Source organism: Azohydromonas sediminis (assembly GCF_003574675.1).
GTDB classification, from domain to species: Bacteria; Pseudomonadota; Gammaproteobacteria; order Burkholderiales; family Burkholderiaceae_C; genus Calidifontimicrobium; species Calidifontimicrobium sediminis.
In genome coordinates, this window is the sequence record NZ_QOAZ01000002.1 from 40549 (window position 1) to 53365 (window position 12817).

The following is a 12817-nucleotide window of genomic DNA, read 5'->3' on the forward strand; positions in this document are numbered from 1 at the left end:
CCGGGCCGGGGCTGCGTTACCGCGGCGGCAGCCGTGGCGGCGCCGGCGCGCGCTCGGTGTGCCAGGCGCGCGACAGGTCCAGCGGGGGCAGGGCGGGAGGCGGCCATTCGCCGCGCACCAGCGCCAAACGCACCGCGTCGAGGGCGTCGACCTGCACCACGTCGACCGGGAACGCGGCGTCTTGCGCCCACTGCGGAAAGCGCCGGTCGACGACCCCCGCCGCGGCGAGGTCGGCCAGGCCGAGCGTCGGGTCGACGCGGCACGCCTTGACGACGAGGACGCGCTCGGCATTCAGGCGCCTTGCGAGCCACAGCGCCAGGCTGTCGGAGGTGACGTCCCACGTCGTCAGCGTGTCGGGGGCGTCGCGCAGCGCGGCGTAGGGCACCCACAGCGCGACGCGGCCCGTGTGAATGGCCTGCCGGATCTCGTCGTCCGCCGTGGCGAGGGCGAGGCGCGGCTCGAGCGCATGCAGCATCTGGGCGGTCTGCGCCATGCCGAGCACCGCCATGTTGTGCGCCGCGAGGTCGTCGAAACCCCATTGCTGCTGCGCGATGCGCACCTGGTCGGCGAACGCGCCGCCCCCGGGGACGACGGCGACGCGGCCGCCACCGAACTCGGCGAGCATGTGCAGCCAGCGCAGCAGCACCGCATCGTGCACGAGGCTGCCGCCGAGCTTGACGATCCACATCGTGCTCAGCCCTCCACCGGTGGCGCCAGCAGCGCCACCGCGACCGCGGGTGCGGCGACCTCGATCCAGCGCGCCAGCCCGCCGTCGCCCCCCACGCCCACGACCTCCGCGAGCCGCCGGTACGGCCGTCCCGTGCGCGCGGCCAGCGCGGCGGCAAGGAAGGCCCCGCAGCCGGCGCCGACGAGCGTGCAGCGCGCATCGACACCGGCGTGCGCGACCACCCGTTCGAGCTGGCCGCCGATCTCAGCGAGCTGGCGCGAGCGCCACACGTGCGCCAGTTCGAGCCACTGCGACGCCGGCGCGTCGGCCGCGTCGCGGCCGACCATGCGCGCGAGCCGCTGCCGCGTCGCGGCGGCGTCCTTGGTGCCGCGGTCGGCGGCGGGGTGCTGGTCGTGCGCGGCGTCGAGCTCGCCGGTCAGCCGGTAGACGTCGGCCGTCGTCGCGAACCACTCGTTCATCACGTTGACCTCGTCGCCGCCAAACGGCACGCGCGGACCGAGCGCGCACAGCGGCGTGCGCACGACGCCCTGGTAGACGAGCTCGCCGCTGGCCAGCCGTTCGGCGTCGTTGCGGCCGCGCGCGACGACGCGGCCGTCGCGCATCGGGATCAGGTCGGTCGTCGTGCTGCCGATGTCGACGAGCACCGCGTCGCCGCAGCGCGGCGCGAGCCACGACGCCGTCGCGCGCCAGTTCGCCGAGGCGATCGCGCGCCAGTGGGCGCCGGCCGCCGGCGGCGCGATCCAGCCGGCGTCGCCCGCGTACAGGCGCAGCGTCGGGCCGAGCCTCTCGGCCAGGTGGGCGGCGAGGCGGCGAACGCCCTGGTCGCGGTCGGGGAACAGGTCGACCATTTCGCCGGTCATCGTCGCGACGTGCGTGGTGCCGATCGCCCAGCCCTGCGGCCAGCGATCGCGCGCGCGGGCGAGCACCGCGTCGAGGCGGTCGAGCCCCTCCCACAGCGCGCAGGGCCACTGCACGACGTCGACCGGCACGCCATCCTCGACGCGGCACGCCTTGACGTGCGCGCCGCCGATGTCCCAGCCGATGCGGCTGCCGCCCCGCTCAGGCATGGTCGAACTCCGGCCGGTGCTGCGACGCGTGGCCGCGCAGCACGTCGGCAGCCACGTTGCGGCCCAGCCGCTGCGACAGGCCGACGTACGCGCACGTGGCGCGCGGGTTGACCTCGATCACCACCGGTCCGCGCACCGGGTGCCAGACGAGGTCGAAGCCGACGACGCCGCGCAGCCCGGGGATCGCCGCCGCGACGCGCGCGGCCAACGCGGCCAGCGGCGGCACGCGCGCATCGCCCTCGCGGCGCAGCGCGTCGACGTCGACACCGTCGTCGTGCAGCCGACCGTCGGCGTCGACGCCGATGCGCTGCCGGTTGAACGCGAGCGCCTCGACGCCCGCCGCATCGACGCGCATCGTGACCGACAGCGCTTCGCCGTCGACCCAGGGCTCGACCGTCACGACGTGGCCGGCGCGGCGGCGTGCGTCGGCGTCGGCGAGCGCCGCGGCGCGGCTCGGATGCCGCCGCGTGTCGACGGTGCCGGCGCCGTCGTCGGGCTTGACGAGCCAGCGGTCGCACTCGTCGGGGCGGTCCAGCGGCGTCGCGACGCCGGCGGCGGCGAGCGCCTGCAGCGTCGCGCGCTTGCTCGTCGCGGTGGCGATCGCCGCGGCGCTGCTGCCGATCCAACGCGCCGGCTCGACGGCAGCCTGCAGCGCGGCGAGCACGCCCGCGGTTTCCGGCGCCACGACCCACGTGAGGTCGTGCGCGGCGGCCTGCCGGCGCACGAAGGCGGGCGCCGCCTCGTCGCGCGCCGGCCGCACCACGTGCAGTGCCGGCGACGCGGCAAGCGTCGGCGCCTCGTCGTCGCTGGCCACGCTCACCGTGACGCCGGGCAGCTGCAGCAGGTCGCCGACAATCGCGTCGCGCATCGCGACGCCGGCGTCGCGCAGCGTCGCGTCGCCGCCGCCACCGGCGCTGAGGAACTCGTAGACGAACACGCGCGTCATGGTTGTACCTGCCGCCCTAGCGATCGTTCCCGTCGTCGACGTGATGGGCGGGCGCGTCGTGCATGCCGTGCGCGGCGAGCGCCGCGCGTACCGGCCGATCGAGTCGGCGCTCGTCGCCGGCGACGATCCGGTGGCGGTCGCGCGCGCGCTGCTGCGCGCCGTCGGCACGCCCGCGGGCGGCGGCGTGCTCTATCTGGCCGACCTCGACGCGATCCAGGGCGCGGCGGCGCAGCACGAGGTCGTCGCGGCGCTGCTCGACGCGCTGCCGGGCGTCGAGCTGTGGGTCGATGCCGGCTTCGCCGATGCCGACGCGGTGCGCGGATTCGCCGGCCGCCTGCCGCGCCGGCCGACGGGGTGGCGGCCGGTGTATGGCAGCGAGACGCTGTCGCGCAACCCCGGCGGTGCGCCACCCTGGGCCGACGACCCCCGCGCGATCCTGTCGCTCGACCACCGCGGCGGGCCGCTGGATCCGGCCGGCTGCTGGCAGCGGCCCGAGCAGTGGCCGGCGACGCTGATCGTGATGACGCTCGAGCGGGTCGGCAGTGGCGGCGGGCCGGACCTGGCGACGTTCGCCGCCCAGCGCGGCCGCGCCGGCGGGCGCCGCTGCTTCGGCGCGGGTGGCATCCGCGACGCGCGCGACCTCGACGCCGCGGCGGCGGCGGGCGCCGACGGCTGGCTGGTCGCCAGTGCACTGCACGACGGGCGACTGCGACCGGCTGCCGGCGGTTGAGCGCCGGCCGTGGAGGGCAGCAAAGAGTCGCGTCACGCGGCGTGTGTTTTCACGAACCGTGCCACCCCGGTGTTTGCGCACTGCGGCGCCGGCTTCTGGCCCGCCCGGCGCCTTCGGCGCGGTTTCGCGACGGCGCAGGCCCGGCACACAGTGTCACGCGCGCGGCACCGTGTCGGCGCGTTGCGCGCACAGTGTGGTTCGGCCGACCGCGCGTCGGCTCGGCGTCACCGCGGCCGGTGCGGATGGCACGTGACTTGCGGCATGCCGCTGCGTGTGGTGCGGCCGGCAACCCTGTTTCGGGGCCGGACATAGCGCCACCGAGCCCCTTGTCCAAACCTCCCGTGCCCGCGTCCTTGGCGATCGACCGCGCTTCGTCCCCACTGGCCGACTGGACCTGTCCGTTCTGTGCGCTGCTGTGCGAGGGCTGGACTGCGCCGGCACAGGCGGCAGCGGCGTGCCCGCGGGCGCGCCAGGCGCTCGATGCCCACGTCGCCGGCGGTGACTCGCCGCGGGCCCTGGTCGACGGGCAGGCGGCGGACCTCGACGGCGCGCTCGACGTCGCGGCCAGCCGGCTGGCGCGCTGGCGTCAGCCGCTGTTCGCCGGCCTGGGCACCGACATCGCCGGCGTGCGCGCGCTGTACCGTCTCGCGGTGCGGGTCGGCGCGATCTGCGACCACGCCGACGGTCGTGCGCTGATGCACGGGCTGCGGGCGCTGCAGGACCGCGGCCAGTACACCGCTACGCTCGCTGAGGTGCGCAGCCGCGCCGACCTCGTCGTCGTCGTCGGCACCGACGCCAGCGCGTACCCGCTTCTGTTTCGCCGGTTCGGCGTCGGCGAACCCGCCAGCCCGTGCCGGCGGGTCGTGTTCGTCGGTGCCAGACCGACGACGGAGTTCGCCGGCGTGGCGGTCGACGTCGTGCCCGGCAGCGGCGACCTGTTCGCCGACCTGCAGCAGCTGGCCGCGCTCGTCGCCGGGCGGACGGTGAGCGGCGCCGCAGCGTTTGCCGAACTGGTGGCCGCGCTGCACGCGTCGAGCTACGCCGTGCTCGTGTGGGAGGGGGCGCGCCTGCCGGACGAGGGGGCGCTGCTCGTCGAGGCGCTGAACCGCATCGTCGGCACGCTGAACCGCCGCACCCGCGCCGCGACCTTCGGCCTCGGTGGCAGCGACGGCGGCCACAGCGTGAACCAGACGCTGGCGTGGCTGTCGGGGCTGCCGTCGCGCACGCGCGTGTCGGTGCAGGGCCTGCAGCACGAGCCGCGGCTGTTCGATACCGCACGCCTGCTCGCCGACGGCGCCGTCGACGGTGTGCTGTGGATCTCGAGCTTCGACGCCGCGCGCCTGCCGCCGGCTGCGGCTGTGCCGCGCATCGTGCTCGGCCCGCCGGCGATGGCGGCGCGGCTGCGGGACGCCGGCGCGCTCGTCGACACCGTGTACGTCGCCGTCGCGACGCCGGGGCTGCACGCCGGCGGCCATCTGTTCCGCATCGACGGGCCGGTCGTGCTGCCGCTGCAGGCCGCCTCAAGCGACGCCGGCCTGCCGGGTGTCGCCGCGGTGCTTGATGCACTCGCCGGGCGGCTTGCGGCGGCCGGCGACGCCGGCGTCCGCGTTCCGGCCTCGACCGTGGCCGTCGAGAAGGGCGGGCGGTGACGGCCACGCTGCGCATTCGCGGCGGCCGGGTGTTCGACCCCGCCAACGGCGTCGATGGCGAAGTGCGCGACATCGGCGTGCGCGACGGGCGCATCGTCGCGCTCGACCCGCGCGAGCCGGTGACGCAGGAGATCGACGCCAGCGGCTGCCTCGTGATGGCCGGCGGCATCGACCTGCACAGCCACATCGGCGGCGGCAAGGTCAACCTCGCGCGCCTGCTGCTGCCCGAGGACCACCGCCGCGGGCTCGAGCGCGCGCCGCTGCCCGACAACGCGCTCGAGCTGCCGTCGTGCGGCACCTGCACGCCGGGCACGCTGGCCACCGGCTACCGCTACGCCGCGATGGGCTACACCGCGGCGTTCGAGCCGGCGATGGTCGCCGGCAACGCGCGCCACGCCCACCTGGAGATGGGCGACGTGCCGATCGTCGACCACGGCGCCTACGTGATGCTCGGCAACGACGAGGTCTTCCTGCGCCTGCTGCACGACGGCGCGCCGCCCGAGGCGATCCGCGACTACGTCGGCTGGGTCGTCGATGCGACGAAGGCGATGGGCGTCAAGGTCGTCAACCCGGGCGGCATCTCGGCATTCAAGTTCAACCAGCGCAAGCTCGACGTCGACGAGGCGCACGTGCACTGGCAGGTCACGCCGCGGCGCATCGTGCAGGCGCTCGCGCGCGCGATCCACGAGCTCGGCCTCGCGCACCCGCTGCACATCCACGCGAGCAACCTCGGCGTGGCGGGCAACATCGACTCGACGCTGGCGACGATCGACGCCCTCGACGGCCTGCGCGGCCACCTGACGCACGTGCAGTTCCACGCCTACGGCACCGAGGGACCGAGGAAGTTCTCGTCGGCGGCGCTGCGGCTGGCCGAAGCCGTCAACGCGCACCCGAACGTGTCGATCGACGTCGGCCAGATCCTGTTCGGCCAGACGGTGACGGCCTCGGGCGACACGATGCGCCAGCACGCCAACGCCGACCTCGGCAGCCCGCGCAAGTGGATCGGCGCCGACATCGAGTGCGACGCCGGCTGCGGCGTCGTGCCGTTCCGCTACCGCGAGCAGAGCTACGTCAACGCGCTGCAGTGGGCGATCGGGCTCGAGCTGTTCCTGCTCGTCGACGATCCGTGGCGCGTCGTGCTGACGACCGACCACCCCAACGGCGCGCCGTTCACGAGCTACCCGCACCTGATGCGGCTGCTGATGGACAAGCCGTTCCGCGACGCGCAGCTCGCGCGGCTGCACCCCGACGTGGCGGCGCACGCGGCGCTGAAGGAGATCAAGCGCGAGCTGACGCTGTCGGAGATCGCGATCCTCACGCGCGCGGCGCCGGCGCGGCTGCTGGGCCTCGCCGACCGCGGTCACCTCGGCGTCGGCGCCGCGGCCGACATCGCCGTCTACCGCGAGCGCGACGACGCCGAGGCGACGTTCTCGCAGGCCGCGTGGCTGTTCAAGGACGGCGTGGAGGTGGTGCGCGACGGCCGCGTCGTCGCGACCCCCGTGGGCGGCACGCACTTCGCGACGCCGGGGTTCGACCCGTTCATCGAGCGCAAGATCGACGAGGCCACCGAGCCGCACATGCGCGGCCAGCACCGCTACCGCCCGATCGGTCACGACGAACTGTGCGCCTGCTGCAACGGCGGGCGGCTGCTGCCGGCGGCGTGCACGCCGCCGGGCGGGTGAGTGCGATGCAGCCGCAGGGCGTCACGATCGACGACACGTTCGCCGAAGCCTTCCCGATGAAGGCCACGCGGCTCGTGATCACCGCGCACGACCCGACGTGGGCGATGCACGCGGCCGTCACCGCGACCGGGTTCGCGATCTCGGTGATCGCCTGCGGCTGCGAGGCTGGCGTCGAGCGCACGCTCGGTGCCGACGAGACGCCCGACGGCCGCCCGGGGGTGGCGATCCTGCTGTTCGCGATGTCGGCCAAGGAACTGGCCAAGCAGGTCGAGCGGCGCGTCGGCCAGTGTGTGCTGACGTGCCCGACGACCGCGGTCTATGCCGGGCTGCGCGAGGGCGAGCCGATCGCGCTCGGGCGCAATCTGCGCTTCTTCGGCGACGGCTGGCAGACGAGCAAGGTGATCGGCGGCGTGCGCTACTGGCGCATCCCGACGATGGACGGCGAGTTCGTCGCGCAGGAGACGACGCCGGTCGTCAAGGCGGTGGGCGGCGGCAACCTGCTGCTGCTGGGCACCGGCACCGCCGAAGTGCTCGCCGGCGCCGAAGCGGCGGTGGCGGCGATGCGCCGCGTGCCGAACGTGATCCTGCCGTTTCCGGGCGGGGTCGTGCGCTCGGGGTCGAAGGTGGGCAGCAAGTACCCGTCGCTGATGGCGTCGACCAACGACGCGTTCTGCCCGGCGCTCGTCGGGCTGGCGCCGAAGACCGAACTCGACGCGGGCATCCGCTGCGTGATGGAGATCGTGATCGACGGCCTCGCCGACACCGACGTCGCCGCGGCGATGCGCGCCGGCATCGACGCAGTCGTCGCGCGCGGCGCCGCCGCCGGCGTCGTGCGCATCTCGGCAGGCAACTACGGCGGCAAGCTCGGGCCGTACCACTTCCACCTGCGCCGCCTGGCCGGCGAGGGCGGGGGCATCGCGTGAGCGGCTGGCGGCTGACGCTTCGGCACGCCCCGGCGCTACGCGTCGATGCGCGCGCGCTGCAGCCGGCCACGCTCGCCGCGATGTCGCGCACCGACGTCGAGCGGCTTGCGCTGCCGCACGGGCGCGAGGTCGTCGCGCTGGCCGAGTGGTTCGCGGTGCAGCCGCTGCCCGACGGCGACGGCGCCGTGCTCGAACTCGACGGCGACCTGCGCCGCTTCGACCGCATCGGCTGGGCGCTGGCCGACGGCACGCTGCACGTGCGCGGCAGCGTCGGCGACCACGCCGGCAGCGGCATGGCGGGCGGGCGGCTGGCGATCGCCGGCGACGCCGGTGACCTCGCCGCGTGCGCGATGCGCGGCGGCTGGTGCGAGATCGGCGGCTCGGTCGGCGACCTCGCCGCCAGCGCGCTGCCGGGCGACATGGACGGCATGCGCGGCGGCACGCTCGTCGTGCGCGGCAACGCCGGGGTGCGCCTGGGCGACCGCATGCGCCGCGGCACCGTCGTCGTGTTCGGCGACGTCGGCGACTTCGCCGCCTCGCGCATGGTGGCGGGCACGATCGCGCTGGGCGGGCGCTGCGGCGCACACCCCGGCTGGGGGCTGCGCCGCGGCAGCGTCGTCTTCGCCGGCCCGGCACCGGCGCTGCCGCCCACCTACGTGCCGATACACTCCGACGCCCGCGTGTTCTGGCAGCTGCTGGCGCGCGATCTGGCGCGCTTCGGCGGCCCGTTCGCGCCGCTGCCCGCACGGCGCGTGCAGTGCCACGCCGGCGACCTCGCGGTGCAGGGGCACGGCGAACTGCTGCTGCCGCATCCATGACGCGCAATCCCCCGCGGCCGCCGCGCGCCGGCTGCCGCGTCCGGCGACTTCACGACGACCGACGACGATGACCCGAGACTACGTGTTCCACGCCGGCGAAGCCACGGTGCTCGCGCGCGAAGGCCAGTTCACCGACGCGATGCCCGAGATCCTGATCGGGCGCACCGACGGCCCGGTCGGCCACGCGTTCGCCAACATGATGGCGCAGAGCAAGGGCCACACGGCGATGTTCGCGATCCGCGCGTGCAACCAGATGGTGCGCCCGGCGACGATCATCGTGCCGAAGGTGACGCTCAAGGACATGGCCAACATCGACCTGTTCGGCGGGGTCGTGCAGTCGGCCACCGCGGATGCGGTGCTCGACTGCGTGATCGAGGGCGTGATCCCGAAGGACCGCGCCAACGACCTGTGCATCATCAGCCTGGTGTGGATCGACCCGCGCTGCGCGACCGACCCGAACCTCGACAAGAAGGACATGTACCGCACCAACTACGAGGCGACCAAGCTCGCGATCCGCCGCGCGCTCAACGGCGAGCCGACGATCGACGAGCTGATCGCCAACCGCCACACGATCAAGCACGACATGGACGACTGGAGCTGAGTCCGGCGTCATGCGCCTCGCGCTGTTCGACCTCGACCACACGCTGATCCCGTTCGACAGCGGCACGGTCTTCACGCGCCACCTGATCGCGTGCGGCGCGCTCGATGCGGGCTTCGAGCCGCGCTACCTCGAGTACTGCCGCCGCTACGCCGAGGGCCGCGTCGACATGGTCGAGATGCACCGCTTCACGGTGGGGGCGCTCGCGGTGCACCCGCCGGCGCGCCTCGAGCGCTGGCTGCGCGAGTTCGAGCCGGTGATCGCCTCGCTCGTGCCCGACGCGTCGCACGAGCTCGTGCGCGCGCACCGGCAGGCCGGCGACGCCTGCGTGCTCGTGACGGCGACGACGCGCTTCGTCGCGCAGGCGTTCGCACGCGTGCTCGGGCTCGACGAGGTGCTCGCCACCGAACCCGCGGTCGACGCGCGCGGCCACTACAGCGGCGAGGTCGTCGGTGAGCCGTGCTTTCGCGAACACAAGCGCACGCACGTCGAGGGCTGGCTCGCGCGCCGCGGCGCGACGTGGCGCGACGTCGAGCGCTGCTGGTTCTATTCCGACTCGATCAACGACTTGCCGCTGCTGTCGGCAGTCAGCGACCCGGTCGTCGTGAATCCCGATCCGCTGCTGGAGGCGCACGCGCGCGAGCGCGGCTGGCCCATCAGGAGAATTTCCCGTTCTGAAGGGGCGTCGGCACGATGCGACGCGCTGCCCTAGGTTCTTCCCGCACAGCCATTGACGGCAGGCGGGCCGGGCGACGAAAGTCCGCCCCCGCACGCCGAATCGCTCGCCCATGCTTCGCATCGACCGCCTCACCAAACGCTACGGCCAGCGCGTGGCGCTGCAGGCGCTGTCCGTCGCCGTGCCGGCGGGGCAGTTCGTCGCGCTGCTCGGCCCCAACGGGGCGGGCAAGTCGACGCTGTTCCAGGTGCTCACGGGCCTGTTCGCAGCCGACGAGGGCGACGTCGAAGTCGCCGGGCATTCGCTGCGGCGCGAACCGGTCGCGGCGCTGCGTCACATCGGCGTCGTGTTCCAGCAGATGTCGCTCGACCTCGACCTCAGCATCCGCCGCAACCTGCTGTTCCAGGCCGACTTGCACGGCCTGCCGCGCGCGGTGGCGAACGAGCGCATCGCGGCCGAGTGCGCACGGCTGGGCGTCGAGCCCGATCTCGACCGCAAGGTCCGCGAACTCTCCGGCGGCAACCGGCGCAAGGTCGAACTCGCGCGCGCGAACCTGCATCAACCGCAGGTGCTGCTGATGGACGAGGCCACCGTCGGGTTGGATCCGAAGTCGCGCCGCGACCTGCTCGCTGCGCTGCGCGCCGACGTGCGCGAGCGCGGCGTGAGTGTGCTGTGGGCGACGCACCTGGTCGAGGAGGCGGTCGGCGCCGACCGCGTGCTGGTGCTGCACCAGGGGCGCCTGCTGGCCGACGGGACGCCGCCGCAAGTGACGGCCACGCTCGGCGGTACGACGCTCGAAGCCGGGTTCATCGCCCGCACGCAGGTGGCTGCGCGCGAGGCTTCCGTCAACGACACATCGAAGGAGACCACGACATGACATCCACCGCCGCGACCCCCCGCGTGCTGTTACGACTCGCCGGCGCGCTGGCCGCCGCACTGCTGGCCACTGCCGCCCTCGCCCAGGGGACCGCGTACGTGTCGAGCGAGAAGGACAACGCGCTGACGATGATCGACATGGCGACGCTGACGGTGAAGGGCACGGTCCCCACCTGCAAGCGCGCACGGCACGTGCAGCGAAGCGCCGACGGCATGATCTGGGTCGCCTGCACCGACTCCAACGCCGCCGACGTGATCGACCCGGCGACGAACAAGTCGGTGCGCCGCATCCCGCTCGGCGACGAGCCCGAGGCGTTCGACCTCTCGCCCGACGGCAAGACGGTCTACGTCTCGAACGAGGACGCCGGCGAGGCCAGCTTCGTCGACGCGGCCAGCGGCAAGGTGCTCAAGAAGGTCAAGGTCGGCGACGAGCCCGAGGGCGTCAAGGTCAGCGCGGATGGCAAGCGCGTCTACGTGACCTCCGAGGTCGCGAGCCTGGTGCACGTGATCGACACCGCCACCGGCCAGGTGGTGAAGAACGTCAAGGTCGGCAAGCGTCCGCGCCGCATGGCGATCACCCCCGACGGCAAGGAGCTGTGGGTGACCAACGAGCTCGACGCGAGCGTGACGATCGTCTCGACGGACAGCCACGACGTGATCGGCACGATCAAGTTCGAGGTCAAGGGCGCGCGCGCGGCCGACATCACGCCGGTGGGCATCACGATGACGCGCGACGGCAAGCGCGCGTTCGTCGGCCTGGGCAAGGCCAACCACGTGGCGTTCGTCGACGTGCCGTCGCGCAAGGTGACGCACCAGGTGCTGGTCGGCAAGCGGGCGTGGAACGTCGCGCTCGACAAGGCCGAGCAGCGGCTGTGGGTCGTCAACGGGCTGAGCGACGACGTGACCGTCGTCGACGTCGCCGGCGCCAAGGCGATCAAGAGCATTCCCGTCGGCCGCGTGCCGTACGGCGTCGTGCTCGTCGAGTGAACGCCGTGCGGCCCCTTCTGCCGGTCGTCGTGCCGGCCCTGCTGCTGGCACTGGCGACGCTGTCGCAGGCGGCGACGCTGAAGGCCACGCTGATCGTGCCGCAGGACGACCCGCGCCTCGAGCGCTCGCGCGTCGAGCGCGCCTACCTGGGCCACCCCGGCGGCCCAGCGATCGACGCGCTGAAGGTGGCTCTCGACGAGGGCAAGTTCGAGCTCGACGCCGCGGGCGCTGCAGTCGACCTCGCCACCGTCGAGGTGGCCGGCGCCGACGCGGCGAAGGCCGCGGCCGCGGCGGCCGAGCGCGGCGGCGCTGCGGTGCTGCTGACCGACCTGCCGACCGCGTGGACGCTCGCCGTCGCCGACGCGGTCAAGCTGCCGGTGCTCAACCTAAGCGACGCGGCCGACCGGCTGCGCCAGCAGGACTGCCGCGCGCGCCTGTTCCACCTGATGCCCAGCGAGCGCATGCGCAGCGACGCGCTCGCGCAGTACCTCGTCGCACGCAAGTGGACCCGGGTGCTGCTGCTGGTGGGCAGCACGCCGCAGGACGAGCAGCGCGCGGCCACCGTGCAGGCGTCGATGAAGCGCTACGGGCTGCAGACGGTCGCGAGCCGGCCGTTCAAGCGCACCGCCGATCCGCGCGAGCGCGAACTCGCGAACCCGCTGCTGCTGACCGGCGGCGCGACCTACGACGCGGTGTGGGTCGTCGACAGCGACGGCGAGTTCGCGCGCACGCTGCCGTACCAGACGTCGCTGCCGCGGCCGGTGGTCGGTGATGCCGGCCTCGTCGCGCTGGCTTGGCACGCGCAGTTCGAGCGCTTCGGCGCGCCGCAGGTCTCGCGGCGCTTCGCGCGCGCGCACCGCCGGCCGATGACGGCGCACGACTGGACGGCGTGGATGGCGGGCAAGGCGCTCGTCGCGGCCGCGGTCGCGGCGCCGAAGGGGCCCGCAGCGGGGTTCGCGCAGCAGATCCCCAAGCTCGTGCTCGACGGGTCGAAGGGCACGAACCTGGATTTCCGCCCGTGGGACGGGCAGCTGCGCCAGACGATGCTGCTCACCGACGGCCAGGGCGTGATCGCGCAGGCGCCGGTCGACGGCGTCCTGCACCCGAGCAACGTGCTCGACACGCTGGGCGCCGACGCGCCGGAGAAGCTGTGCAAGGCCAGCCGCTGAGCGACGCC

General features: G+C 74.1%; 13 protein-coding genes. 10 read left to right on the top strand and 3 right to left on the bottom strand.

Annotation, left to right across the window (positions count from 1 at the left end):
- Positions 1–16 precede the first annotated feature (16 nt).
- From DRV96_RS01735 to DRV96_RS01745, 3 genes are read right to left on the bottom strand one after another with little or no spacing between them, the layout of a single operon-like run.
- Complete coding sequence (locus DRV96_RS01735; RefSeq protein WP_119287022.1) at positions 17–688, bottom strand: amino acid kinase family protein; 672 nt, start codon at positions 686–688, stop codon at positions 17–19.
- Positions 689–693: 5 nt separating this feature from the next.
- Complete coding sequence (locus DRV96_RS01740) at positions 694–1755, bottom strand: hydantoinase/oxoprolinase family protein (RefSeq protein ID WP_119287024.1); 1062 nt, start codon at positions 1753–1755, stop codon at positions 694–696.
- Positions 1748–2701: an ATP-grasp domain-containing protein gene (locus DRV96_RS01745; protein WP_119287026.1), complete on the bottom strand. Its 954-nt coding sequence runs from the start codon at positions 2699–2701 to the stop codon at positions 1748–1750. Before DRV96_RS01745 ends, DRV96_RS01740 begins: the two co-directional genes overlap by 8 nt.
- Between DRV96_RS01745 and DRV96_RS01750 the strand changes: the two genes are divergently transcribed.
- From DRV96_RS01750 to DRV96_RS01795, 10 genes are all read left to right on the top strand, one after another.
- Positions 2700–3431: a HisA/HisF-related TIM barrel protein gene (locus DRV96_RS01750; RefSeq protein ID WP_119287028.1), complete on the top strand. Its 732-nt coding sequence runs from the start codon at positions 2700–2702 to the stop codon at positions 3429–3431. The genes DRV96_RS01745 and DRV96_RS01750 overlap by 2 nt on opposite strands.
- Positions 3432–3784: 353 nt before the next feature.
- A complete protein-coding gene (locus DRV96_RS01755) occupies positions 3785–5080 on the top strand; it encodes a molybdopterin-binding domain-containing protein (protein ID WP_119287031.1) in 1296 nt (431 codons plus the stop codon).
- A complete protein-coding gene (locus tag DRV96_RS01760) occupies positions 5077–6762 on the top strand; it encodes a formylmethanofuran dehydrogenase subunit A (protein WP_119287034.1) in 1686 nt (561 codons plus the stop codon). Before DRV96_RS01755 ends, DRV96_RS01760 begins: the two co-directional genes overlap by 4 nt.
- Positions 6763–6767: 5 nt before the next feature.
- Complete coding sequence (fhcD, locus tag DRV96_RS01765) at positions 6768–7685, top strand: formylmethanofuran--tetrahydromethanopterin N-formyltransferase (protein ID WP_119287436.1); 918 nt, start codon at positions 6768–6770, stop codon at positions 7683–7685.
- Positions 7682–8503: a formylmethanofuran dehydrogenase subunit C gene (locus DRV96_RS01770; protein ID WP_119287036.1), complete on the top strand. Its 822-nt coding sequence runs from the start codon at positions 7682–7684 to the stop codon at positions 8501–8503. The genes fhcD and DRV96_RS01770 overlap by 4 nt, the downstream gene beginning before the upstream one ends.
- Before the next feature lie 67 nt (positions 8504–8570).
- On the top strand, positions 8571–9104 hold the full coding sequence (gene fae / locus DRV96_RS01775; protein WP_119287039.1) for a formaldehyde-activating enzyme: 534 nt from the start codon (positions 8571–8573) through the stop codon (positions 9102–9104).
- Between the two features lie 10 nt (positions 9105–9114).
- Positions 9115–9813, top strand: coding sequence for an HAD family hydrolase (locus DRV96_RS01780; RefSeq protein WP_119287041.1), 699 nt, complete (start codon positions 9115–9117; stop codon positions 9811–9813).
- 76 nt (positions 9814–9889) lie between these two features.
- On the top strand, positions 9890–10654 hold the full coding sequence (locus DRV96_RS01785; RefSeq protein WP_119287043.1) for an ABC transporter ATP-binding protein: 765 nt from the start codon (positions 9890–9892) through the stop codon (positions 10652–10654).
- Positions 10651–11640: a PQQ-dependent catabolism-associated beta-propeller protein gene (locus tag DRV96_RS01790; protein ID WP_119287045.1), complete on the top strand. Its 990-nt coding sequence runs from the start codon at positions 10651–10653 to the stop codon at positions 11638–11640. Before DRV96_RS01785 ends, DRV96_RS01790 begins: the two co-directional genes overlap by 4 nt.
- Positions 11641–11645: 5 nt before the next feature.
- Positions 11646–12809 (top strand): type 1 periplasmic-binding domain-containing protein, encoded by a 1164-nt coding sequence (locus DRV96_RS01795; RefSeq protein WP_235823243.1) that lies wholly within the window; start codon positions 11646–11648, stop codon positions 12807–12809.
- Positions 12810–12817 lie beyond the last annotated feature (8 nt).

What these genes read in the sequence shown, in the direction of transcription:
- DRV96_RS01780 (WP_119287041.1), top strand. Translation starts at nt 9,115, where the DNA reads ATGCGCCTCGCGCTGTTCGACCTCGACCACACGCTGATCCCGTTCGAC.
- DRV96_RS01750 (WP_119287028.1), top strand. Translation starts at nt 2,700, where the DNA reads ATGGTTGTACCTGCCGCCCTAGCGATCGTTCCCGTCGTCGACGTGATG.
- DRV96_RS01735 (WP_119287022.1), bottom strand. Translation starts at nt 688, where the DNA reads ATGTGGATCGTCAAGCTCGGCGGCAGCCTCGTGCACGATGCGGTGCTG.
- DRV96_RS01740 (WP_119287024.1), bottom strand. Translation starts at nt 1,755, where the DNA reads ATGCCTGAGCGGGGCGGCAGCCGCATCGGCTGGGACATCGGCGGCGCG.
- DRV96_RS01790 (WP_119287045.1), top strand. Translation starts at nt 10,651, where the DNA reads ATGACATCCACCGCCGCGACCCCCCGCGTGCTGTTACGACTCGCCGGC.
- fhcD (WP_119287436.1), top strand. Translation starts at nt 6,768, where the DNA reads ATGCAGCCGCAGGGCGTCACGATCGACGACACGTTCGCCGAAGCCTTC.
- DRV96_RS01785 (WP_119287043.1), top strand. Translation starts at nt 9,890, where the DNA reads ATGCTTCGCATCGACCGCCTCACCAAACGCTACGGCCAGCGCGTGGCG.
- fae (WP_119287039.1), top strand. Translation starts at nt 8,571, where the DNA reads ATGACCCGAGACTACGTGTTCCACGCCGGCGAAGCCACGGTGCTCGCG.
- DRV96_RS01745 (WP_119287026.1), bottom strand. Translation starts at nt 2,701, where the DNA reads ATGACGCGCGTGTTCGTCTACGAGTTCCTCAGCGCCGGTGGCGGCGGC.